The sequence below is a fragment of the Rhizobium sp. NXC14 genome, from assembly GCF_002117485.1.
GTDB lineage: Bacteria > Pseudomonadota > Alphaproteobacteria > Rhizobiales > Rhizobiaceae > Rhizobium.
The window spans coordinates 2,056,750-2,078,186 of sequence record NZ_CP021030.1; the positions used below are offsets into that span (position 1 = coordinate 2,056,750).

22 protein-coding genes and 2 pseudogenes are annotated in these 21,437 nt (G+C 60.1%); 12 read left to right on the plus strand and 12 right to left on the minus strand.

Annotation, left to right across the window (positions count from 1 at the left end; genetic code table 11):
* Positions 1–138: 138 nt before the first annotated feature.
* Positions 139–450 (minus strand): hypothetical protein, encoded by a 312-nt coding sequence (locus NXC14_RS10145; RefSeq protein ID WP_085778031.1) that lies wholly within the window; start codon positions 448–450, stop codon positions 139–141.
* A gap of 140 nt (positions 451–590) precedes the next feature.
* Positions 591–1,031 (minus strand): DUF3597 domain-containing protein, encoded by a 441-nt coding sequence (locus tag NXC14_RS10150; RefSeq protein ID WP_085778032.1) that lies wholly within the window; start codon positions 1,029–1,031, stop codon positions 591–593.
* Between the two features lie 479 nt (positions 1,032–1,510).
* On the opposite strand from NXC14_RS10150, the gene NXC14_RS10155 reads away from it, so the two are divergent.
* Positions 1,511–2,152, plus strand: a complete 642-nt coding sequence (locus NXC14_RS10155) for a hypothetical protein (RefSeq protein ID WP_085780058.1) — start codon at positions 1,511–1,513, stop codon at positions 2,150–2,152.
* Positions 2,153–2,215: 63 nt separating this feature from the next.
* Here the strand turns inward: NXC14_RS10155 and NXC14_RS10160 are convergent, their stop codons facing one another.
* The 4 genes from NXC14_RS10160 to NXC14_RS10175 form a co-directional block, all read right to left on the minus strand.
* Entirely contained in the window at positions 2,216–2,989 is a 774-nt protein-coding gene (locus tag NXC14_RS10160; protein WP_085778033.1) for an amino acid ABC transporter ATP-binding protein, read from the minus strand.
* Positions 2,990–3,006: 17 nt separating this feature from the next.
* Positions 3,007–4,152 (minus strand): amino acid ABC transporter permease, encoded by a 1,146-nt coding sequence (locus tag NXC14_RS10165; RefSeq protein WP_085778034.1) that lies wholly within the window; start codon positions 4,150–4,152, stop codon positions 3,007–3,009.
* Position 4,153: 1 nt separating this feature from the next.
* Positions 4,154–5,356 carry an amino acid ABC transporter permease gene (locus tag NXC14_RS10170; protein ID WP_085778035.1) on the minus strand — a complete coding sequence of 401 codons (1,203 nt, stop codon included), beginning with the start codon at positions 5,354–5,356 and terminating at the stop codon, positions 4,154–4,156.
* 95 nt (positions 5,357–5,451) lie between these two features.
* Positions 5,452–6,477, minus strand: coding sequence for an amino acid ABC transporter substrate-binding protein (locus tag NXC14_RS10175; protein ID WP_085778036.1), 1,026 nt, complete (start codon positions 6,475–6,477; stop codon positions 5,452–5,454).
* A 347-nt stretch (positions 6,478–6,824) separates the two neighbouring features.
* Between NXC14_RS10175 and NXC14_RS10180 the strand changes: the two genes are divergently transcribed.
* The gene (locus NXC14_RS10180) at positions 6,825–8,015 is read left to right on the plus strand and encodes a cystathionine beta-lyase (RefSeq protein ID WP_085780059.1); all 1,191 of its coding nucleotides are present in this window, start codon (positions 6,825–6,827) and stop codon (positions 8,013–8,015) included.
* Positions 8,016–8,053: 38 nt separating this feature from the next.
* Here NXC14_RS10180 and NXC14_RS10185 read toward each other — a convergent pair whose 3' ends face one another.
* Together NXC14_RS10185 and NXC14_RS10190 are read right to left on the minus strand one after the other, a co-directional pair.
* Positions 8,054–9,208 carry an FAD-dependent monooxygenase gene (locus tag NXC14_RS10185; protein ID WP_085778037.1) on the minus strand — a complete coding sequence of 385 codons (1,155 nt, stop codon included), beginning with the start codon at positions 9,206–9,208 and terminating at the stop codon, positions 8,054–8,056.
* A 28-nt stretch (positions 9,209–9,236) separates the two neighbouring features.
* On the minus strand, positions 9,237–9,482 hold the full coding sequence (locus tag NXC14_RS10190) for a zinc-finger domain-containing protein (protein ID WP_011425183.1): 246 nt from the start codon (positions 9,480–9,482) through the stop codon (positions 9,237–9,239).
* A gap of 155 nt (positions 9,483–9,637) precedes the next feature.
* Here NXC14_RS10190 and NXC14_RS10195 point away from each other — a divergent pair, with 155 nt between their 5' ends.
* The 6 genes from NXC14_RS10195 to clpA all read left to right on the plus strand — a co-directional run bounded on the left by NXC14_RS10195 (position 9,638) and on the right by clpA (position 15,503).
* Complete coding sequence (locus tag NXC14_RS10195; protein ID WP_085778038.1) at positions 9,638–10,423, plus strand: alpha/beta hydrolase; 786 nt, start codon at positions 9,638–9,640, stop codon at positions 10,421–10,423.
* A gap of 127 nt (positions 10,424–10,550) precedes the next feature.
* Positions 10,551–11,384 carry a serine O-acetyltransferase gene (gene cysE / locus NXC14_RS10200; RefSeq protein ID WP_064709189.1) on the plus strand — a complete coding sequence of 278 codons (834 nt, stop codon included), beginning with the start codon at positions 10,551–10,553 and terminating at the stop codon, positions 11,382–11,384.
* 138 nt (positions 11,385–11,522) lie between these two features.
* The gene (locus NXC14_RS10205) at positions 11,523–11,726 is read left to right on the plus strand and encodes a DUF3126 family protein (protein WP_008526943.1); all 204 of its coding nucleotides are present in this window, start codon (positions 11,523–11,525) and stop codon (positions 11,724–11,726) included.
* Positions 11,727–11,998: 272 nt separating this feature from the next.
* Positions 11,999–12,379 (plus strand): phasin family protein, encoded by a 381-nt coding sequence (locus tag NXC14_RS10210; protein WP_085778039.1) that lies wholly within the window; start codon positions 11,999–12,001, stop codon positions 12,377–12,379.
* A 270-nt stretch (positions 12,380–12,649) separates the two neighbouring features.
* Complete coding sequence (clpS, locus tag NXC14_RS10215; protein WP_008526939.1) at positions 12,650–13,003, plus strand: ATP-dependent Clp protease adapter ClpS; 354 nt, start codon at positions 12,650–12,652, stop codon at positions 13,001–13,003.
* A 10-nt stretch (positions 13,004–13,013) separates the two neighbouring features.
* Complete coding sequence (gene clpA / locus NXC14_RS10220; RefSeq protein WP_085778040.1) at positions 13,014–15,503, plus strand: ATP-dependent Clp protease ATP-binding subunit ClpA; 2,490 nt, start codon at positions 13,014–13,016, stop codon at positions 15,501–15,503.
* Positions 15,504–15,578: 75 nt separating this feature from the next.
* Here the strand turns inward: clpA and NXC14_RS10225 are convergent, their stop codons facing one another.
* From NXC14_RS10225 to NXC14_RS10240, 4 genes are all read right to left on the minus strand, one after another.
* The gene (locus tag NXC14_RS10225) at positions 15,579–16,004 is read right to left on the minus strand and encodes an HIT family protein (protein WP_085778041.1); all 426 of its coding nucleotides are present in this window, start codon (positions 16,002–16,004) and stop codon (positions 15,579–15,581) included.
* Between the two features lie 54 nt (positions 16,005–16,058).
* A complete protein-coding gene (locus NXC14_RS10230; RefSeq protein WP_085778042.1) occupies positions 16,059–17,249 on the minus strand; it encodes a GNAT family N-acetyltransferase in 1,191 nt (396 codons plus the stop codon).
* Between the two features lie 78 nt (positions 17,250–17,327).
* Positions 17,328–18,044, minus strand: coding sequence for a glycerophosphodiester phosphodiesterase (locus tag NXC14_RS10235; protein ID WP_085778043.1), 717 nt, complete (start codon positions 18,042–18,044; stop codon positions 17,328–17,330).
* Positions 18,041–18,511: a RidA family protein gene (locus NXC14_RS10240; RefSeq protein WP_085778044.1), complete on the minus strand. Its 471-nt coding sequence runs from the start codon at positions 18,509–18,511 to the stop codon at positions 18,041–18,043. Before NXC14_RS10240 ends, NXC14_RS10235 begins: the two co-directional genes overlap by 4 nt.
* Positions 18,512–18,647: 136 nt before the next feature.
* Between NXC14_RS10240 and NXC14_RS10245 the strand changes: the two genes are divergently transcribed.
* From NXC14_RS10245 to rpsB, 4 genes and pseudogenes are all read left to right on the plus strand, one after another.
* Positions 18,648–19,484, plus strand: a complete 837-nt coding sequence (locus NXC14_RS10245) for a cell envelope integrity EipB family protein (protein WP_085778045.1) — start codon at positions 18,648–18,650, stop codon at positions 19,482–19,484.
* A 197-nt stretch (positions 19,485–19,681) separates the two neighbouring features.
* Positions 19,682–20,095 (plus strand): annotated as a pseudogene (locus NXC14_RS33325) (toxic anion resistance protein); the annotation flags it as partial.
* Between the two features lie 3 nt (positions 20,096–20,098).
* Positions 20,099–20,320: pseudogene (locus NXC14_RS33330) on the plus strand (hypothetical protein); the annotation flags it as partial.
* Between the two features lie 233 nt (positions 20,321–20,553).
* On the plus strand, positions 20,554–21,321 hold the full coding sequence (gene rpsB, locus NXC14_RS10255; protein ID WP_003573382.1) for a 30S ribosomal protein S2: 768 nt from the start codon (positions 20,554–20,556) through the stop codon (positions 21,319–21,321).
* The last annotated feature ends 116 nt before the right edge of the window (positions 21,322–21,437 follow it).

Consider the following 21,437-nt stretch of genomic DNA (forward strand, 5'->3'; position numbering starts at 1 on the left):
TGCCGGACGGCAAGGGCCGGCCATCCGACAGCGGCCAAAGCTGATATGCGGTCGCCGTCGACAAGCCACGCCGATACAGCCGGGCCTGTGTTCCTGACTTTTGAAGTCCTATGGGAGACTAGAACCGTTCGGTTCTTCTCAGCGGTCCAGGAAGTGCTCGAAGTACACTTCTGGAATGGGGTAGGCGTAGACGCCTCGGTCGACGAAGCCGCGTCGATAGAGGCAATTTCTGAGCGCCGCGTTATAATCGAGGCTTCTCTGGTCCGGCGAGCCGCGTTGCCGCGAACCTGCTTCCGGCACGCACCGCTGGAGCGCCTTGTCATACCGGGCGAGGAGGACCGGGTCGGTATCGACCCGAATACCGCTGTAGGATTGATAGTTAGACGGAGATTCTGCGGCTGATATACAGCCGAAGCTAAGCACAAGACCAACAACTGCCATCAATCGCATTGGATTAAGCGCTCCCCAGATCGATTTTCGAAGTCATCTGCCGGAACGTTATTGATTTCAGCGCCTGTGGGCAAGGGGGTTGGAAGGTGCCGGGATGGCTGCCGCCACAGAATGGCGGCAGCTTTTGTCAGCAACCGAGATCAATCGAGGAGATCGGCCGGCACCTTGCCGCCATTTTCTGAAAGCCGCTTCATCAGCGCCTTGTGCAGCCACATGTTCATTTTCGCGGAATCGTTGGTATCGCCGGTATAACCGAGTTCGGCGGCGAGTTCCTTGCGCTCAGTCAAACTGGCATCCATCCCGACTGCCTTCATCAGGTCGACGATCGAATGGCGCCAATCGAGTTTCTGGCCGCTCTTCTTCACAGCCGCGTCGAGGATCGGAACAATATCGACTGTCGCTGTCGCCGGGGCCGAGGCCGGCTTAGTTTGCGCAGGAGAGGACGCAGGCGTCGGACTGGGGGCTGACGGGGGTGAGACGGGAGCCTGGGCTGGCACTGTCTTCGCTGCGCCGCTGGCGACAGGTTCGGCTGCTTTTGCTTCTCCAAAGATTGCATGTTTGATCTTGTCGAAAATGCCCATTCTTGAACCTCCGGCTTCGTAAAATAGGAACATGCTGAACATGGAGGCCGGCCGGGCATATCCAGACGAACGAAGATCTTTTTTGCTCCTGCACTAGAGCAGCGAGAAACCGGAGCAGGCGCTGCGAGGGCGATCGAGTTGGCCGGCCGCCGTGTCGACAGCTGCAACTAAGCAGCCACTTATGATTACTGCGTACTCCTTCGGAATTTAGATACAGCGGCTAAATTGGGGAGAAATTCTCGCTCATGCCTGTTTTTGGCACAGTAGCTTTCGTAACGCTTACTCAGTGATAACTACGCGCCGTCATTCTCGGCCGCCGCGCAGGTTCACGACGGGCTGGAATGAAACCTTGGCAAGTCCTTCTCGTTGGTTGGCATGGATGTCGGGGGTACTCGGCGTCCAATCGATCGAAGGCACGCGCGTTCCTCGATTTTCGCAGGTCGGACGAACCGTCCGGCATATGAAAACGGAGGAAGATGATGACTCAAATGCACAGTAGACTGCCAATTGCCCTGTTCGCATCCGCCTGCGCCGTTGTTGCCATGCCGGCAGACCATGCACACGCGACTGACATTGGCGTGTCGGTAAATGCAGGCAATCCCACCAGCGCCGACGTCGGAGCTTCGCTTGGCCGCGAAAACGGGGTTGATGCGACGGCCGACGCATCCACAGGCGGCTCGAACGGCGTTGACGCAAATGCGTCCGCCAGTGCTCGCGGCAGCGGTATCGATGCCAATGTCAATGCCATTGTCGGGGGCAGTGATCTCGCGCCTGGCGCTAATGCCAGGCTCGGCGGCGATCGCGGCGTCAATGCCGATATCAACGCCCGGACTGCCGGCTCCCGGGAGGTCGATGACAAGGCCACGGCTTCCATTGGCGGTAGTAGCGGAGCAGGCACGAAGCTTGCCCTTGGCGACGCGAACGACAGGGGCGGGATGACAGCTGCTCGTAACGGCACCCTCAGCGCATCGCAGGCTCGCACGATTGCGGCGTTTCGAGAGAGACCCGTGGACGAGCAACGCAAGATGCTTGTCCGTTGCGCCGATATCTCCGCCGCCGGCAGCGGCGATGCCGGTCTTGCCGGTCTGTGCAGTCTGTTGCAGGCGTCGGTCTCCCACTGAACGTGAAAGACCCGCCGGTGCGGAAGGCACGGCGGGTCTTTTCGCGAACTAAGCTTCTCGGACTTAGTGCAGGATCTGGCTGAGGAACAGTTTGGTGCGCTCGTGTTGCGGGTTGTCGAAGAACTCGGCCGGTGCGTTCTGCTCGACGATCTGGCCCTGATCCATGAAGATGACGCGGTTGGCGACCTGGCGGGCAAAGCCCATTTCGTGGGTGACGCAGAGCATGGTCATGCCTTCCTCCGCGAGACCCACCATCGTGTCGAGCACTTCCTTGATCATTTCGGGATCGAGTGCCGAAGTCGGCTCGTCGAACAGCATGATCTTCGGGTTCATGCAGAGCGACCGGGCGATCGCCACGCGCTGCTGCTGGCCGCCGGAAAGCTGACCCGGATATTTGTTGGCCTGTTCCGGGATCTTGACCCGCTTCAGGAAGTGCATGGCGATTTCTTCAGCTTGCTTCTTCGGCATCTTGCGCACCCAGATCGGCGCCAGCGTGCAGTTTTCGAGGATCGTCAGGTGGGGGAAGAGGTTGAAGTGCTGGAACACCATGCCGACCTCGCGGCGCACCTCGTCGATCTTCTTCAGATCGTTGGTGAGCTCGGTGCCGTCGACGATGATCTGGCCCTTCTGGTGCTCTTCGAGACGGTTGATGCAGCGGATCATCGTCGATTTGCCCGAACCGGACGGGCCGGCGATGACGATGCGTTCGCCGCGCATGACCTTCAGATTGATGTCGCGCAGCACGTGGAAATCGCCGTACCACTTGTTCATGTTGACGATTTCGATCGCCACTTCCGTTGCGGAAACGGTGAGCTTCTTAGCTGGAGCTTCAGCCATATTGTTTTCCCTCATTTTTATCGTTTGTGGCCGGTGTCGAGGTGACGTTCGATGAATGCTGAATAGCGCGACATGCCAAAGCAGAAAAGCCAAAAGGCGAAGCCGGCGAATATCAACCCCGTTAGCGGCGTTACTGCGGTCGCCCAGTTCGGATCGACGAAGTTGAGGCGAACGATGCCGAGCAGGTCGAACATGCTGATGATCGACACCAGCGAGGTGTCCTTGAACATGCCGATGAAGGTGTTGACGATGCCAGGGATCACCAGCTTGATTGCCTGCGGCATGATGACCAATCGCATCTTCTGCCAGTAGCCCAACCCTAGAGAATCCGCCCCCTCGAACTGGCCTTTGGGAATAGCCTGAAGGCCGCCACGAATGACTTCCGCCATATAGGCGGAAGCAAAGATCGATACGCCGATGATCGCGCGCAAGAGCTTGTCCACCGTCCAGCCGGCCGGCAGGAAAAGCGGCAGCATGACGCTCGCCATGAACAGGACCGTAATCAGCGGCACGCCGCGGACCACTTCGATGAAAACGACGCTGAACGTACGGATGACCGGCATCCGCGAGCGCCTTCCGAGCGCCAGGATGATGCCGAGCGGGAAGGAGACCGCGATGCCGACAAAAGAGAGCACCAGCGTCACCAGCAGCCCGCCCCAGAGTGGCGTCTCGACGATTTCCAGGCCAAATCCGCCGTAAAGCAGAAAGAAGGAAATGATCGGCAGCACGCCGAACAGCAGCAGGGCGTTGATCCCCTTGCGCGGCGCCGAAGGAATGAGCATCGGCACCAACAGGAGTACGAAAAGAATGCCGACGAGGGTCGGGCGCCAGCGCTCGTCGAGCGGATAACGCCCAAAGATGAACTGGTCGAATTTGGCGTTGACGAAGGCCCAGCATGCACCGCTCCAGCCATCCGGCTGAATGCCGCCCTGTACGGCAGTGGCGCAGAAGGTGCGGTCAGGGCCGCTCCAAACCGCCTGCACGAAGAGCCAGTCGAGCGCGTGCAGGAGGGCCCAAACGACAAAGACCAGCGCTAGGATGGTAAGGACGATGTCCTTCGGCGTCGCAAGGAGGTTGCGGCGAATCCAAGCGACAGGGCCTTTCTCTGCTGAGGGCGGCGGCTCCGGCGCCAGTATGGCGGTTCTGACAAAAGCGTTGCTCATCTTACCTCTCCACCAGCGCCATTTTGGCATTGAACCAGTTCATCAACAGCGAGGTCACGACACTGAGGCTGAGGTAAATGACCATCCAGATGAGGATCACCTCGACAGCCTGACCAGTCTGGTTCAGCGTTGTGCTGCCGACGGCGACGAGATCGGCAAAACCGATAGCGATGGCCAGAGACGAGTTCTTGGTCAGATTGAGGTACTGACTGCTCAGCGGCGGAATGATGATGCGGAAGGCCTGCGGAATGACGACCAGCCGGGTGATCGATGAGGGGTGAAGCCCGAGTGCGCCTGCAGCTTCCGTCTGTCCCTTCGGCACGCCGCGAATGCCTGCGCGCACGATCTCGGCTATGAAGGCAGCGGTGTAGAAGGAAAGTGCCAGGAAGAGCGACATGAACTCAGGCCCGACAACGGAACCCCCGGTGAGGTTGAACTTGCCTGCGATCGGATAATCGAAGGAAAGTGGCGCGCCTGCGACTAGGAAGGCGATAAGCGGCAGGCCGATCAGCAGGCCGATCGAAGCCCAGATCGTATGGAACTGCTGACCCGTCGCCGCCTGCCGGCGATGCGCCCATCGGGCCGTGGCGATGACGGCGATGATCGCGACGACGAAGGCGACGCCGACGAGCCAGAAAGTCTCGCCGAAAATCGGCTTGGGAAAGGAAAGGCCACGGTTGTTCAGATAGGCGCCGAGCGGCAGATGCAGTGACTCGCGCGCATTCGGCAGAACTGCCAGAACGCCCGAATACCAGAAGAAGATGACAAGCAGCGGCGGGATGTTGCGGAAGACCTCGACATAAACCGTGCACAGCTTGGCTATCAGCCAGTTCCTCGACAGGCGGCCGATGCCGATGATGAAGCCGATGATCGTGGCGGTGATGATGCCCGTAACGGCGATCAGGATCGTATTCAGAAGGCCGACGACCAGCGCGCGGCCATAGGTCGAATCGCTTGAATAGGCGATCAATGACTGACCGACCTCGAAGCCGGCGCGGCCGTTCAGAAAGCCGAAGCCGGACGCGATGTTGGCGCGCGCCAAATTGACGGCAGTGTTGTGCGCAACCCACCAGACGAAGACGACCAGCAGGACGATGGTGAGAACCTGGAAGAAGATACCCCGAGCTGTCGGGTCGTAGAGGGCGGACTGAAAACTCCAGCCGCTTCTGGATAGACGTGTTGATTCCAAAGCCTGATGCGTCATGCTTGGCCAATTCCCCATTATGCTCCTTTTCGGAGCTTTTTTATTGGAGGGGGAAAGGCGGTCGCCCGCCTTTCCGGCTTCATGCGTGATGCCGCTCAGCGAACCGGCGGAGCGTACTGAATGCCGCCCTTGCTCCACAGCGCGTTAAGGCCGCGCGCGATCTTGAGCGGGCTGCCCTGGCCGATGTTGCGCTCGAAGACTTCGCCGTAATTGCCGACGTTCTTGACGATGTTGTAAGCCCAGTCGTTGGTCAGGCCGAGATCGGTGCCGATCTTGGTATCCGCCTCGACGCCGAGGAAGCGCTTGATATCGGGATTCGGCGAGTTCTTCATCTCGTCGACATTGGCCTGAGTGATGCCGAATTCTTCGGCATTGATCATCGCATAGCCGACCCAGCTGACGATATCGAACCACTGGTCGTCACCCTGACGTACGGCCGGGGCGAGCGGTTCCTTGGAGATGATTTCCGGCAGAATCGTATGTTCGTCCGGATTCTTCAGCGTCAGGCGCAGCGAATAGAGGCCAGACTGGTCGGTTGTGTAGACGTCGCAACGGCCGGCATCATAGGCCGCATTGACCTCGTCCAGCTTTTCAAAGACTACCGGATTGTACTGGAGATTGTTGGCCTTGAAATAATCGGCGAGATTGAGCTCGGTGGTCGTGCCCGACTGAACGCAGACAGACGCGCCGGAAAGTTCCAGCGCCGACTTCACGTTGAGGCTCTTGCGGACCATGAAGCCCTGGCCGTCATAATAGTTGACGAAACGGAAGTTCAGGCCAAGCGCCGTATCGCGGTTGATCGACCAGGTCGTATTGCGGGCGAGGACATCGATTTCCCCGGACTGAAGCGCGGGGAAGCGATTGGCGGCGCTGAGGGGGGTGAATTTCACCTTGGTGGGATCGCCGAAGACGGCCGAAGCGACGGCTTTGCAGAAGTCGACGTCGAAGCCTGCCCAATTGCCGGAAGCGTCAGGCGCGGCAAAGCCAGCGAGCCCGGTGTTGACGCCGCACTGAATGAAACCCTTTGCCTTTACATCACCGAGAGTCGTGGCCGAAGCAGCCGAGGCGCCAAGAGCGAAAACTGCTGCGCCAATCGCGGCGGACAGAAGCTTATTCTTCATTTTTTTCCCAACCTTTTCCGTTGTATTATCTTTTCTTGTGGGCGTTCCGGCGGAAAACTCTGCCACCCCCATCGTCTCGACACCCTCCCGGCGCGAGTACCCTATCACAGTCGCAAATGTCACTATGGTCAAGTGTCGCCATGCATAATTGCGGCAAAATTCAGAATTTTGCCGCATTGCGCCGCATTCGAAGGCGGTTGGCTAGGAAATGAGCGCCCGCTTGCGGAAAAATAACGCTAATTTGAAAAACCGAGGCGACAGTTGTCCCCCTGGTCAAGGGGTTGACCGGATCGGGCGAGGCGTCCAAAAGTCTGGCTTTGCGCCCCTCGCCAAAGGCTATTTCCGACATGAAAGACAAAGACAGCTTGCTGCAGACCGCCGGCATCAATACCCGCCTGACCCATATCGGCAACGACCCCTTCGATTATCACGGCTTCGTCAATCCGCCGGTCGTGCATGCCTCGACGGTCCTGTTTCCGAACGCGGCGACGATGGACACGCGCTCGCAGAAATATACCTATGGTACGCGCGGCACACCGACGACGGATGCGCTCTGCGAGGCGATCGATGCGCTCGAAGGTTCGGCCGGCACGATCCTCGTCCCCTCGGGGCTGGCAGCCGTCACCATTCCGTTCCTCGGGTTTGTCGCCGCCTGCGATCACGCACTTGTCGTCGACTCGGTCTATGGCCCGACGCGCCATTTCTGCGATACGATGCTGAAGCGCCTCGGTGTCGAGGTGGAATATTACGATCCGGCGATCGGCGCCGGCATCGAGACGCTGTTCCGGCCGAACACCAGGCTCGTCCATACCGAGGCTCCCGGTTCCAATACCTTCGAAATGCAAGATATTCCGGCGATCGCGGCGGTCGCCCATCGCCGAGGCGCCGTCGTCATGATGGACAACACCTGGGCGACGCCGCTCTATTTCCGGCCGCTCGATCACGGCGTCGATATCTCCATCCATGCGGCGACGAAATATCCGTCCGGCCATTCCGATATCCTGCTCGGAACGGTATCGGCCAATGCCGAGCACTGGGAGCGGCTGAAGGAGGCGAACGGTGCCCTTGGCATCTGTGGCGCACCCGACGATGCCTATCAGATCCTGCGCGGATTGCGCAGCATGGGCCTGCGCCTCGAGCGGCATTATGAAAGCGCGCTTGATATTGCGAAATGGCTGGAGGGCAGAGAGGGCGTCGCCCGCGTGCTGCATCCAGCGCTGCCGAGTTTCCCCTCCCACCACATCTGGAAGCGCGATTTTAAGGGCGCCAGCGGCATCTTTTCCTTCGTGCTTGCCGCTGAGAGCCCCGAGAAATTCAAACCGAAGGCGCATGCCTTCCTCGACGCGCTGAGGATTTTCGGTCTCGGCTATTCCTGGGGCGGCTTTGAAAGCCTCGCGCTGCACGCGTATCTCAATGACCGCAAGGTCGCCAGGGCCCCGAAGGAAGGGCCGGTTATCCGCCTGCAGATCGGCCTTGAGGACGTGGCCGATCTCAAGGCCGACATTGAACGGGGTTTTGCGGCCGCAAGCGCCGTCTGACGAGGTGCCGGCAGGATGCTGCGGCCGTTTGTGGCGCCTTACAGTGTGTGCTGAGACCGATAGCCGTAGATCCAGTCGAGATCGGCAGCCAGGCTTTGCGGCGGCTTCAGGCCGAGCACCAGATCGCGGCCTACCCGGATCGGGCCCTTCGCATGATAGGCAAATTTGTTGAAGGCGCCGCGCTGGCGAAGCTTTGCAATGCGCGGCGCGCGATGCCTTTCAAAGAGCGTCAGCGCTTCCGCCACGGGACGATTGGCGAGAAACGCGGCAAGTTCGTAGGCGTCTTCGACCGCCATGGCCGCTCCCTGGGCGGCAAAGGGCATCATCGCATGCGCGGCGTCGCCGATCAGAACCGTCTTGCGGCCGTCCTGCCACGCGCCCGGCGTGGTTTCGAAGAGCGGCCAGAACGTCAGCTTCGGCTGTTTTTCCAGCAGCGACGTAATCGCGCTGTTCCAGCCGGAAAGCTGCGCCCGGAGCCGCGCGCGCTGCTCTGCGGTCGGCTCGTTTCGCCAGGCCTGCGGCGCGGCATTGCCGGCGGTGATCGCCACCATGTTGATGCTGGCGGTCTCCCTCAGCGGGTAGCAGACGAGATGCGCCGATCCGCCGAGGAAAGCCGAAACGCTTGTCCGGTCGAGGAAGCCTGGCGCCTGGTCTTCGGGAATGGTGAAGCGGTAGGCGATATTGCCGGAAAAACGCGGCGAGGAGCTGCCGGGAATGGATTGCCGGAGCTTCGACCAAACGCCGTCCGCGCCGATGACGACATCGGCAGCGCGCTCGACAGGCGGCGAATTCGATTCCACTCGCACACCAAGATGAAGCCGGCAGAGCGGATCGGCTTCGACCGCCGTGAGAAGCGCATTCTGCAATGTGGCGCGGTGCAGGACCCCGTAGGATGCGCCCCAGCGCTGTCGCGCGAATTTGCCGGCCGGCACGGCCGCGAGCTGGCGCAGCGAACCGCCTGACATCAGCCGGATCGCCTCCGGTTCGAGCCAGACTTTTGAAAGTCCCTCGATGACGCCGAGTTCTGCGAGGATGCGGGAGGCGTTCGGCGAAACCTGCAAGCCGGCGCCAACTGCGACGAGTTCATCCGCCTGCTCGAAAATCTCCGAGCTGATGCCCCAACGCGAAAGCGCAAGCGCAGCTGTCAGCCCGGCAATGCCGGCGCCGATGATGGCGGCATGTTCGACCGGCATTGTCAGTCCGATCCGGATTCTGGACGGTTTACGCCGCCTTCACGTGGAAAACGCAGCCGGCCGGATTGGTCTGGCTCGGCTTGAGAGATGCATTATAACGGTAAAGCGTCGAGCAATAGGAGCAGACCTTCTCGTTGTCGTCGCCCATGTCGATGAAGATATGCGGATGGTCGAAAGGAACCGAAGCGCCGGTGCACATGAATTCCTTGACGCCGACTTCGATGACGCGATGACCGCCGTCGTTCTGGAAATGGGGAATGTTGTGGCCGGCCATGTCGCTCTCCGAATGCTTTGAAAGTGCGCGAACCTTATAAGCCTTCGTCTCAAATGTGTAGAGCCAAAGCGCCGTGCCGGGCACAGTTTTTACCCACAATTTTGGCTTCCCGCCGAGAGGCGGCTCGACTATGGTCGCGCCAAAAGGAAGGCCCGATGAACCTGAATACACCCGCATTTTCAAGCTTCACTCATGATGGATTGAAGATCGCCTTTTTCGACGAGGGCGACCCCTCCGGCGTGCCTGTCCTGTTGATCCATGGCTTTGCTTCGACGGCAAGCGTCAACTGGGTGCATCCGGGCTGGCTGAAGACGCTGGGCGATGCGGGCTACCGGGTGATCGCCATCGACAATCGCGGCCATGGCGCAAGCGACAAGCCGCACGATGCCGAAGCCTATCGCCCCTGGGTCATGGCCGGGGATGCGATCGCCTTGCTCGATCATCTCGGCATCCCTGAGGCGAATCTCATGGGCTATTCGATGGGGGCGCGCATTTCTGTATTTGCAGCACTTGCCAATCCGCATCGCGTCCGCTCGCTGGTGCTCGGCGGCCTCGGCATCGGCATGACCGACGGGGTCGGCGACTGGGATCCGATCGCCGATGCGCTGCTGGCTCCGTCGCTGGAGGTCGTGACGCATGACCGCGGCCGCATGTTCCGCGCCTTCGCCGAACAGACGAAAAGCGACCGCACTGCGCTAGCCGCCTGCATCCGCGGCTCGCGCGACCTTGTCGCTCGCTCCGATATGGGCAAGCTCGACATGCCGACCCTGATCGGCGTCGGCACCAAGGACGATATCGCCGGCTCGCCGCAGGAGTTGGCTGCCCTGATGCCCGAGGCCGAAGCGCTCGATATTCCCGGCCGCGATCACATGCTCGCCGTCGGCGATAAGGTTTTCAAGCAGGCGGTGCTGGCCTTCTACGCAAGGGTTGCCGAGGGGTGACATCATCGTGATGCCGAAAAACCATGCTAAAAAACCATGGTGACGGCACCCGTTTATGTTATTGGCGTTTTCCACTATATATGGGCATTCCGAAACGGCATTCCGGCTGGCAACGAGGAGAGCGGCGATGGTCGCCAAAACAGATATCCGTGCTTTTGAGACTGGCCATCCGCTGAAGGTGATGGATCCCATCTGGGACAGCCTGCGCGAGGAAGCACGGATCGCGGCCGAAAAGGATCCGGTTCTCGCGGCCTTCCTCTATTCGACGGTGATCAATTATCATTCGCTTGAGGAATGCGTCATCCACCGCATCTGCGAACGTCTCGACCATCCGGATATGCAGGCGAACCTGCTGCGTCAGACCTTTGAGGAAATGCTGCTCGACTGGCCGGAGTGGAGCTCCATTCTTCGCGTCGACATCCAGGCCATCTACGACCGCGATCCCGCCTGCCTGCGCTTCATGGAGGCGGTGCTTTATTTCAAAGGTTTCCATGCGCTGCAGACGCATCGTCTCGCCCATTGGCTGTTGAATCGTGGCCGGCGTGATTTCGCGCTCTATCTGCAGAGCCGATCCTCCAGCGTCTTCCAGACCGACATCAATCCGGCTGCGCGTATTGGCAAGGGCATCTTCCTCGATCACGCCACCGGCCTCGTCGTCGGCGAGACGGCCGTCATCGGCGACAATGTCTCGATCCTGCACGGCGTGACGCTCGGCGGCACCGGCAAGGAGGGCGCTGATCGCCACCCGAAGATTGGCAGCGGCGTCATGATCGGCGCCGGTGCGAAGATCCTCGGCAATATCGAGATCGGCTATTGCTCGCGCGTCGCCGCCGGCTCTGTGGTGCTGAAGGCGGTGCCCCCCAAGAAGACGGTCGCAGGCGTGCCGGCCAAGGTTGTGGGCGAGGCCGGTTGTTCCGAGCCGTCGCGCAATATGGATCAGGTAATCGGCGCCGATATCTGAGTGTCGGCGCTGGAAAGACAGAATAAGCGACGGAACCTGAGCGGGGACAGTCATCGCCAAGCGGCGACACCGCCTTTACACCGCTGCTTTTCCTGTGCAAGAAGCGGCCAATCAAAGGCCGCTTACGGAGATGACAGAGTGAAGCCAGAAGAAATCAAGAAGCTCGACGCCTACTTCAAACGTACGCTCAACCCGCAGATCGTCGTCAAGGCGCGTCCGCGCAAGAATGATTCTGCGGAAGTCTATCTCGGCGAAGAATTTCTGGGCGTCGTCTATGTCGATGACGAGGACGGCGACCGCTCCTACAACTTTTCGATGGCGATCCTCGACGTCGATCTTTGATCGCGCATGAGAGCTTGAAGCGGACCGGGCGGCGACATCCGCCCGGTTTTTTTCGTTTTTTTGCTGCCGAATCAGATTTTTTTTAAAACGTCTGGTTGTGACAATATGACATATATTAGCAAAAACCGTTAAAGAGGTACGTTCACCGGCGCGCTCGCTTTGTCTTATTGCTGTAACGCAACCTTGAGATGTTTTGCGTCGCACAAGACTACTTGACTATTTGTGCGTTGCGGCTACCCTGCCGCCATCCAACAGCCCAACGGAGGACGGCCATGTTCAACTTTGACGAAGCCAACAAAAAGAGCAAGGAAGCCGTCGATACGGCGCTGAGAACCTATTCCGAGACGACCAGGGGCTTTCAGGCGATCGCCGCGGAGGCCGCTGAATATTCGAAAAAGTCCTTTCAGGATGCCGTAACGCATTTCGAAACCTTGGCAGGCGTCAGGAGCTTCGAGGCCGCTTTCGAACTGCAGACCGGCTACGTCAAATCGGCCTATGAGAGCTTCGTCTCCGAGACGACCAAGCTCGGCGAAATGTATGCCGATCTCGCCAAATCCGCCTACAAGCCCTATGAGGCGCCGATCGCTGCTGCTGCCGCTGGCGTAGTCAAGTCGCCGAAATCGCCGCAGCCGGCGACCCCCGCTGCCGCCTAAAGCAAGGTCAAAAGCGCAACCTGCGCTATATATTGAAAAATAAAGACTGGCTACGCACCTGTAGCCGGTCTTTTTTGTTTCCACTTTCATTGCTGCGTCGGACCGTCCGGGGACATTTTGGGTCTTTCCCGTGCATGCCGGCATTTCTTGATTGCAGTGTCTGACAGGGGGCTTAAAATCGGCCCATTATGAACTAAGTTAGTGTTTCAGATATTCGGCGGGAAAAGCACCCTCCCATGCTCCGCCGGATTGATCGAGGAATGAATGACAATGATCGCAAAGCCGATCCGGATGCAGAACGACAGCGAAAGGAACGGGGACAACGGAAATCGCGGAACCTCGGTCATCACGCGCACCAAGCCGAAGACCAAGAAGCCTAACCTCTATCGCGTGCTGCTTTTGAATGACGATTATACGCCCATGGAATTCGTCATTCATATTCTGGAGCGTTTTTTTCAGAAGGACCGTGAAAGTGCCACCCGCATCATGCTCCATGTCCACAATCACGGCGTCGGCGAGTGCGGAATATTCACATACGAGGTAGCGGAAACGAAGGTCAGCCAGGTGATGGACTTCGCCCGGCAGCACCAGCATCCGCTGCAATGCGTCATGGAAAAGAAGTGAGGATCTGAACGTGCCAACATTTTCGCCTAGTTTAGAGAAGGCGCTCCATCAGGCACTGACCTTTGCCAACGAGCGGCATCATGAATATGCGACGCTCGAGCATCTGCTGCTCGCCCTGATCGACGATGCCGATGCGGCCGCGGTTATGGGCGCCTGCAATGTCGATCTCGACGCGCTGCGCAAGACGCTCGTCGAATATGTCGATAACGAACTTTCCAATCTGATCACCGGTTACGACGAGGATTCCAAGCCGACCTCCGGTTTCCAGCGCGTCATCCAGCGTGCCGTCATCCACGTGCAGTCATCCGGCCGCGAAGAAGTGACCGGCGCAAACGTGCTCGTCGCGATCTTCGCCGAGCGTGAAAGCCATGCCGCCTATTTCCTGCAGGAGCAGGAGATGACCCGTTACGATGCCGTCAACTACATCTCCCACGGTATCGGCAAGCGGCCGGGCGCGTCGGAGACCCGTACTCCGCGCGGCGCCGAAGAGGAGGCCGAGAGCAAGCCGACGGCGCGCGGCGGCGAGGAAGAGGGCGGCCCCAAGAAGCAGCAGGATGCGCTCAAAGCCTATTGTGTCAATCTCAACGAGAAGGCCAAGGGCGGTAAGATCGACCCGCTGATCGGCCGTCATGCCGAGGTCAGCCGCACCATCCAGATCCTCTGCCGCCGTTCGAAGAATAATCCGCTCTATGTCGGTGATCCCGGCGTCGGCAAGACGGCGATCGCCGAAGGGCTGGCCAAGCGCATCGTCGAAGGCAAGGTGCCCGAGGCGCTCGCCGATGCGACGATCTTCTCGCTCGACATGGGCACGCTGCTTGCCGGCACGCGCTACCGCGGCGACTTCGAGGAACGGCTGAAGCAGGTCGTCAAGGAGCTGGAAGAATATCCGGGCGCCGTCCTCTTCATCGACGAAATCCATACGGTGATCGGTGCCGGCGCCACCTCGGGCGGGGCGATGGATGCATCGAACCTGCTGAAGCCGGCCCTGTCATCGGGCGCGATCCGCTGCATCGGTTCGACCACCTATAAGGAATACCGCCAGTTCTTCGAGAAGGACCGGGCGCTGGTCCGTCGTTTCCAGAAGATCGACGTCAGCGAACCGTCGATCAATGATGCGATCGAGATCATGAAGGGGCTGAAGCCCTATTTCGAAGAATATCATCATCTGCGTTATTCCAACGACGCCATCAAGTCGGCCGTCGAGCTGTCGGCCCGCTACATCTCCGACCGCAAGCTGCCGGACAAGGCGATCGATGTGATCGACGAAACGGGTGCGGCCCAGATGCTGCTGCCGCCGTCGAAGCGCCGCAAGCTGATCACCGAGAAGGAGATCGAGGCGACGATCGCCACGATGGCCCGCATTCCGCCGAAGACCGTCTCCAAGGACGACGAGGCCGTGCTTGCCAATCTCGAGCAGGAACTGCGTTCGGTGGTCTACGGACAGGACATCGCGATCGAAGCGCTTTCGACATCGATCAAGCTGGCGCGTGCCGGCCTTCGCGAGCCGAACAAGCCGATCGGCGCCTATGTCTTCTCCGGTCCGACCGGCGTCGGCAAGACCGAGGTGGCAAAGCAACTGGCAGCGTCGCTCGGCGTCGAGCTCCTGCGCTTCGACATGTCGGAATATATGGAGCGGCATACGGTCTCGCGTCTGCTCGGCGCACCTCCCGGCTATGTCGGCTTCGACCAGGGTGGCCTCTTGACCGATGGCGTCGACCAGCATCCGCATTGCGTGGTCCTGCTCGACGAAATCGAGAAGGCGCATCCGGATATCTACAATATCCTGCTGCAGGTCATGGACCATGGCACCCTGACCGACCACAACGGCAAGAAGATCGACTTCCGCAACGTCATCCTGATCATGACGACGAATGCGGGCGCCTCCGAAATGGCCAAGGCGGCAATCGGCTTCGGCTCGTCCAAGCGCACCGGCGAGGACGAGGAGGCGCTGACCCGTCTCTTCACGCCGGAGTTCCGCAACCGTCTCGACGCAATCATCCCGTTCGCGGCGCTGCCGACGGCGGTCATTCACAAGGTCGTTCAGAAGTTCATCATGCAGCTGGAGGCCCAGCTTTCCGAAAGGAACGTCACCTTCGACCTGCATGAGGATGCGATCGCCTGGCTTGCAGAGAAGGGTTACGACGAGAAGATGGGCGCCCGCCCGCTGGCCCGGGTAATCCAGGACACGATCAAGAAGCCGCTCGCCAACGAAATCCTCTTCGGCAAGCTGAAGAAGGGCGGCGTCGTCAACGTCACCGTCGGCCCGAAGGAAGACGGCAAGCCCGGTATCCTGCTGGAAGCCATTCCGGATACGGCGCCGATCAAGCCGAAGCCGGAGGCCGAGGTCGTCCATCCCGAAACCGACGACGAGGATGATGGCGAGCTGAAGACGAAGACGGCCCGCAAGACCCGCGCCAAGACGGTCCCGCAGGCCGAGCCTGAGGTCCGCGACGCCCCCAAGAAGGGAAGCACGGTTCCCAAGGTTCCGCGCAAGAAGTGAGAGTTCGTCACCGAATCGGAAAAGGCCGCGGTATCCGCGGCCTTTTTCTGTTTCCGTCGTTGCCAGGAATTCGCGTTATGCCAGGGCCGCCCGGATCTTTTCGGCATGGGCGGCAAGCACGGCGCCATCTTCCATCTTGCCCGAATGCGGCTTGAGCGCCACACCCTCATGGCGGGGGATGATGTGGAAATGCAGATGGAACACCGTTTGTCCGGCCGCCGGTTCGTTGAACTGGGCGATGAACACGCCATCGGCGTCGAAAACTTGCTGGACCGCCTGGGCGACCTTTTGAACGACGGTAATGGCATGGACGAGGGTGGCGGGATCGGCATCGAGGATATTGCGCGAAGGCGCCTTCGGAACGACGAGCACGTGGCCCGGCGCCTGCGGCATCACATCCATGAAGGCGACCGTATGCTGGTCCTCGTAGATTCGGTGCGAGGGAATTTCGCCGCGCAGGATCTTGGCGAAAATATTGTTGTCGTCATAGGCGCTGGTCATCGCGAAATCTCCTCACGTTCCATTTGATCGGGTAGCGCGCTCGCCGGGGCGGCGTCAATCCTCCAGCTGACGCTCACCCTTGCGGAAGGGGCTGTGCTCGCTCAGCAGCTCACTCATCTGCTCGACATCGGCGCGCTCGCGCGCGAGATAATCACCGATCGCGCGGCGCAGTCCGGCATGGGCGACATAATGAGCGGAGTGCGTCGTCACCGGCAGGTAGCCGCGAGCGAGCTTATGTTCGCCCTGCGCTCCGGCCTCGACCCGTTTCAACCCCTTCGCCAAGGCGAAGTCGATCGCCTGGTGATAGCAGACCTCGAAATGCAGGAAGGGGTGGTCCTCGATGCAGCCCCAGTGACGGCCGTAGAGCGTATCGCCGCCGATGAAATTGATTGCGCCGGCAATATAGCGTCCGTCGCGCTTGGCCATGACGAGCAGGATATCGTCGGCCATGCGCTCGCCGATCAGCGAGTAGAATTTGCGGGTGAGATAGGGCCGGCCCCATTTGCGGCCGCCGGTATCCATGTAAAATTTGAAGAACTGGTCCCAGATCCGCTCCGTCAGATCGCGGCCGGTCAGCCAGTCAATGCTGATGCCGGTTTCGAGCGCGGCGCGGCGCTCCTTGCGCAATGCCTTGCGTTTGCGCGAAGCGAGCGTTTCGAGGAAGTCGTCGTGATTGGCATAGCCGTCATTGATGAAATGAAACTGCTGGTCGGTGCGGTGCAGATAGCCGTCCATCTCGAAGACGCCGATCTCCTCGTCGGGCACGAAGGTAATATGCGCCGAGGAGATGTCGAGCCGGCGCACGACCTCCTTCAGGCTTTCGGCAATCGCGCTCTGGATCGGCAGACGCTGCAACCCTTCGGCGACGAGAAGACGCGGCCCGGTCGCGGGTGTAAATGGAATCGAGCACTGCAGCTTGGGGTAATAACGCCCGCCGGCCCGCTCGAAAGCGTCGGCCCAGCCGTGGTCGAAGACATATTCGCCCTGGCTGTGGTTTTTGAGATAGCCGGGCAGGGCGCCGATCAACTCGCCGCGATCGGTTTCGAGTAACAGGTGGTGGCCGAGCCAACCGGTTTCGGCTGTGGCCGAGCCGGACTCTTCCAGCGACGACAAAAAGGCGTGCGAAACGAAAGGATTGTAGGCAAGCGTGTTGCCACGCTTCGACGCCCCGGAAAGCCTGGACCAGCTCTCCGGGGAAATCGCGGTGAAGGAGCGTTCTACGCGAATGGACAGTTCATCGGTCATGCGGCGGATGCGAAGCCTGTGGGAGGAGGGTTTCGGCTCTGTTTCAGTCTGCGCATGATCTTGGCCAAAAAGCGAGCGTCAAACCGCACGCGGGTCGAAACCTTCGAAGGTCATCTGGTCTGCATTGGCGAAAGTGCGCCGGCGCGCCTCTTCGTCTCGCACCGTCCAGGTAATCACCGGAATGCCCTTTTCGCGTTCGCCCGTGATGAAGGCATTCGGCAGGTCGTCATAATAATAGGAGATGAAATCGAGACCGATCTGCATCGCCTTGGCATGGATCTCAAACTCCTCCGGCGTGTTGCCGTTGGCGGTCAGCCCGAGCGGGTAGGGCGAGCTAAGCGCCTTTAGATCGCGCAGCAGCCAATGGTCGAAGCTCATCAGCGCGACCTTGCCCTCATAGCCCTCAAGCACTTCGAGCACGGATTCAGCAAAGCCTTCGTCGTCGGCCTCACGGCCCTTCAGCTCCAGCACCAGGGGCACCTTGCCCTGGACAAGATCGAGGAGTTGGCTGAGCGTCGGCACCTTGTCTCCCGTGCCGCCGACGGCGATCAGCCCGAGTTCCCTGGAGGTGCGCTCGCGGACGTCGCCGTTCAGATTGCACAGACGCTGAAGATCCTCGTCATGAAAGATGATCGGTACGCCGTCGGAGGCGTAATGCAGGTCGCATTCGATCGCGAAGCCGGCTTCGACGGCGCGCGAGAAGGCCGAGAGCGTATTTTCCCAGACAAGCTTATTCAGGTCGTGATAGCCGCGATGGGCGACCGGCACGTCCTTGATCCAGTCCGCATTGGTCATTCCGCGATTTCCATGATAGCGTCGATCTCGACGGCGGCGTTGAGCGGGAGAGCGGCCATGCCGACGGCGGCGCGCGCATGTTTTCCGGCCTCGCCGAGCACACCGGCGATCAGGTTCGAAGCACCGTTGATGACGAGATGCTGCTCGATGAAGTCGGGCGCCGAGGCGACGAAACCGTTCAGCTTGATGACGCGCCGGATGCGGCCGAGGTCGCCGCCCAGCGCAGCTTTGGCCTGGGCGAGGATGTTGATGGCGCAGAGTTCGGCGGCGCGCTGGCCGCTCGCAACGTCGATGGTCTTGCCGAGATGGCCCGATGCGGCGACTTTGCCGCCCTCGAGCGGCAGCTGGCCGGAGATGTAGAGAAGATTGCCGCTGATGACATAGGGAACGTAATTTGCGGCGGGTGCTGCGGCTTCGGGCAGGGTTATCCCCATCTCGCTCAAGCGTCCAGCAATTTCATTGGACATTTTCGTCTCCGCTTTTGTTGTCAATGTTTCCAAAATTATGCATCAAGACTAGAATCTTTAATATGACAGCTTCGAGCCTCGATTTGGCCGAAAGAGTTCATATAACATCGCGGCCGAGTCCAATAGGAGTGAATGAATGTTCCGATCGAGTCTAGCCGCTCTGCTTCTCGCCGGCCTTTCCGCCCACGCATGGGCGGCTGCGCCTGCGGCAAGTGCTGCGATCGCGACCGGCCTCGTCGCCCATCGCGCGGTCTACGATTTGGAATTGAAGGATGCGTCCGACCGCTCCGGCATCGCCTCCATGTACGGGCGCATGGTCTATGAATTCGACGGCAACTATTGCCAGGGCTTCACCACAAATTTCCGCTTCGTGACGCAGATCGACACTGGCGACAGCGTGCGCGTCAGCGATCAGCAGACAAAGACCTTCGAGAACCTGAAGGACCGCAAGTTTACCTTCGACACCAAATCCTTCACCGACGACCAGCTCGACAAGGAGGTTAACGGCGCGGCCGAGAATCAGGCCAATGGCGTCAAAGTCGATCTCAAGCAGCCGGCGAGCCGCGAGCTGCAGCTTGGCGAAAGCCGCTTTCCGACAGAACACATGCTCGATGTGATCCAGAACGCCAAAGAGGGAAAACGCTTCTTCGAAGCCCGCGTTTTCGATGGTTCCGATGACGGCGACAAGTCGCTGGTGACGACAACGATCGTCGGCAAGCAGGAAACGCCTGCTGCCGAGGAGGCCGATGCCGGCAATGCCGGTGCCTTCTCGAAGTCGGCCTTCTGGCCGGTGACCATCGCCTATTTCAACGAGAATGCAAAATCGGATTCGCTGCCGGTCTATCGCATGTCGTTCAAGCTCTACGAGAACGGCATCACCCGGGACCTGACGATGGATTATGGCGATTTCGTTCTGACCGGGAAGCTAGCCAAGCTCGAGCTGCTCGATCACAAGGCTGAGGTCTGCAAGTAGGCCGCCGTTTCTCCACTGCCATAAAACTGTATCACGAAGTTCATTATTGTGTCGGCGACCAGCGATGACTGAATCGCCTTCTGTCGTCCTGCTCTTGTGATCGGAGCGATTGCAGCGGCCAGTCCATTGCGACGGGGCCTGCAGTTGCGCAATAGGCCTCCAGACCATTATGCGCCGCAAGCCTGGAAAGCCTCACTATGGCCGATACCGATCTCGCGACTGTACAGAATGCCGCCCTGCCGGTTGTCGCCGCCGATCCGGCGGAAGTTGCCCGCATTTCCGATAGCATCGATATCACCGATCGAGCCGGCATTTCGGTCTATGGCGACCGCGCCCAGCAGGCTGTCAGCGATTATGCCGACAGGATTCTGCGCGAGGTCCGCAACAAGGATCTCGGCGAGGTCGGTCGCCTGCTGACCGACATCATCCTCAAGTCGAAGAGCCTCGATCCGGCATCGCTGAAAGACAAGGGCTTTCTCAGCCGCATGTTCCTCTCCGCAAAAGCCCGGCTCGAACGTTTTAAGGAGAAGTTCGAGGACGTGGCTGGCCAGATCGACCGGATTGGCCTGGAGCTCGACCGTCACAAGGACACGCTGAGGCGCGACATCGCGCAGATCGTCGTCGATGAGAACGCCAACCGCCTGATCGAGGCGCTGATCAGCCCGCGGCTGCAGGAGTTCGCCTGGACGCGGCACGGCTTCCGCGGTCCGATGGGGACGGCGACCGGAAACGCCGACAGCGCAATCACCAGCCTGCTGCCCGCGGAGATCGACGCCGTCCTGCCGATGCCCGATGCCGGCGTCGTGCTGGCGCTGCTGCCGACACTCGCAAGCTGAGCGGCGGCATTTTCACGGAAGGGCAGTCGGCCGGAAATCCGGCATAATTCTTGTTTTTATGCCGAATGGAATGTTTCCCTTGCTTTTATGCCCGGCGGAATGTATGGGCACCGGCATTCCACACGTAAGGCATGGGATCGTCCGGGAGAAATCCGGGCTGTTCCGCCGGTGGCATCCTCGACGAGGGTGCTGTTCGTCTTGCGGAGGTTCAACCGGAAAAGGAGTAACAAGGCATGGCATTGCCTGATTTTTCTATGCGTCAGCTTCTTGAAGCAGGCGTCCACTTCGGCCACCAGACCCATCGGTGGAACCCGAAGATGAAGCCGTATATCTTCGGCGACCGCAACAACATTCACATCATCGATCTGGCTCAGACCGTTCCGATGCTGTCGCGCGCCCTTCAGGTTGTCAGCGACACCGTTGCCCGTGGCGGCCGCGTTCTCTTCGTCGGCACCAAGCGTCAGGCTTCCGAGATCATCGCCGACAGCGCCAAGCGCTCGGCCCAGTACTACGTCAACTCGCGCTGGCTCGGCGGCATGATGACGAACTGGAAGACGATCTCCAACTCGATCCAGCGCCTGCGCAAGCTCGATGAGATCCTCAACGGCGAAGCCCAGGGCTTCACCAAGAAGGAACGCCTGAACCTCGAGCGCGAACGCGAAAAGCTCGACAAGGCTCTCGGCGGTATCCGCGATATGGGCGGCACGCCCGACCTGATGTTCATCATCGACACCAACAAAGAAAAGATCGCGATCGACGAAGCCAAGCGCCTCGGCATCCCGGTCGTTGCCATCATTGATTCGAACTGCGATCCGGACCTGATCGACTATCCGATCCCGGGCAACGACGACGCATCGCGCGCCATCGCCCTGTACTGCGAGCTGATCTCTCGCGCTGCCATCGACGGCATTGCGCGCCAGCAGAGCTCTTCCGGCCGTGATCTTGGCGCATCCTCCGAAGTTCCGGTCGAGCCGGCTCTCGAGGAAGCAGCCGAAGGCTGATGAAGGCGGGCGGAGACAAAACTCCGTCGAAGCTTGCATAGACTGGGAAGGCCGCTCGCGACTCATCGAAGTTCGGCGGCCTTACCTGTTTCAAGGCGGAGGCGTCAGGCGTTCCG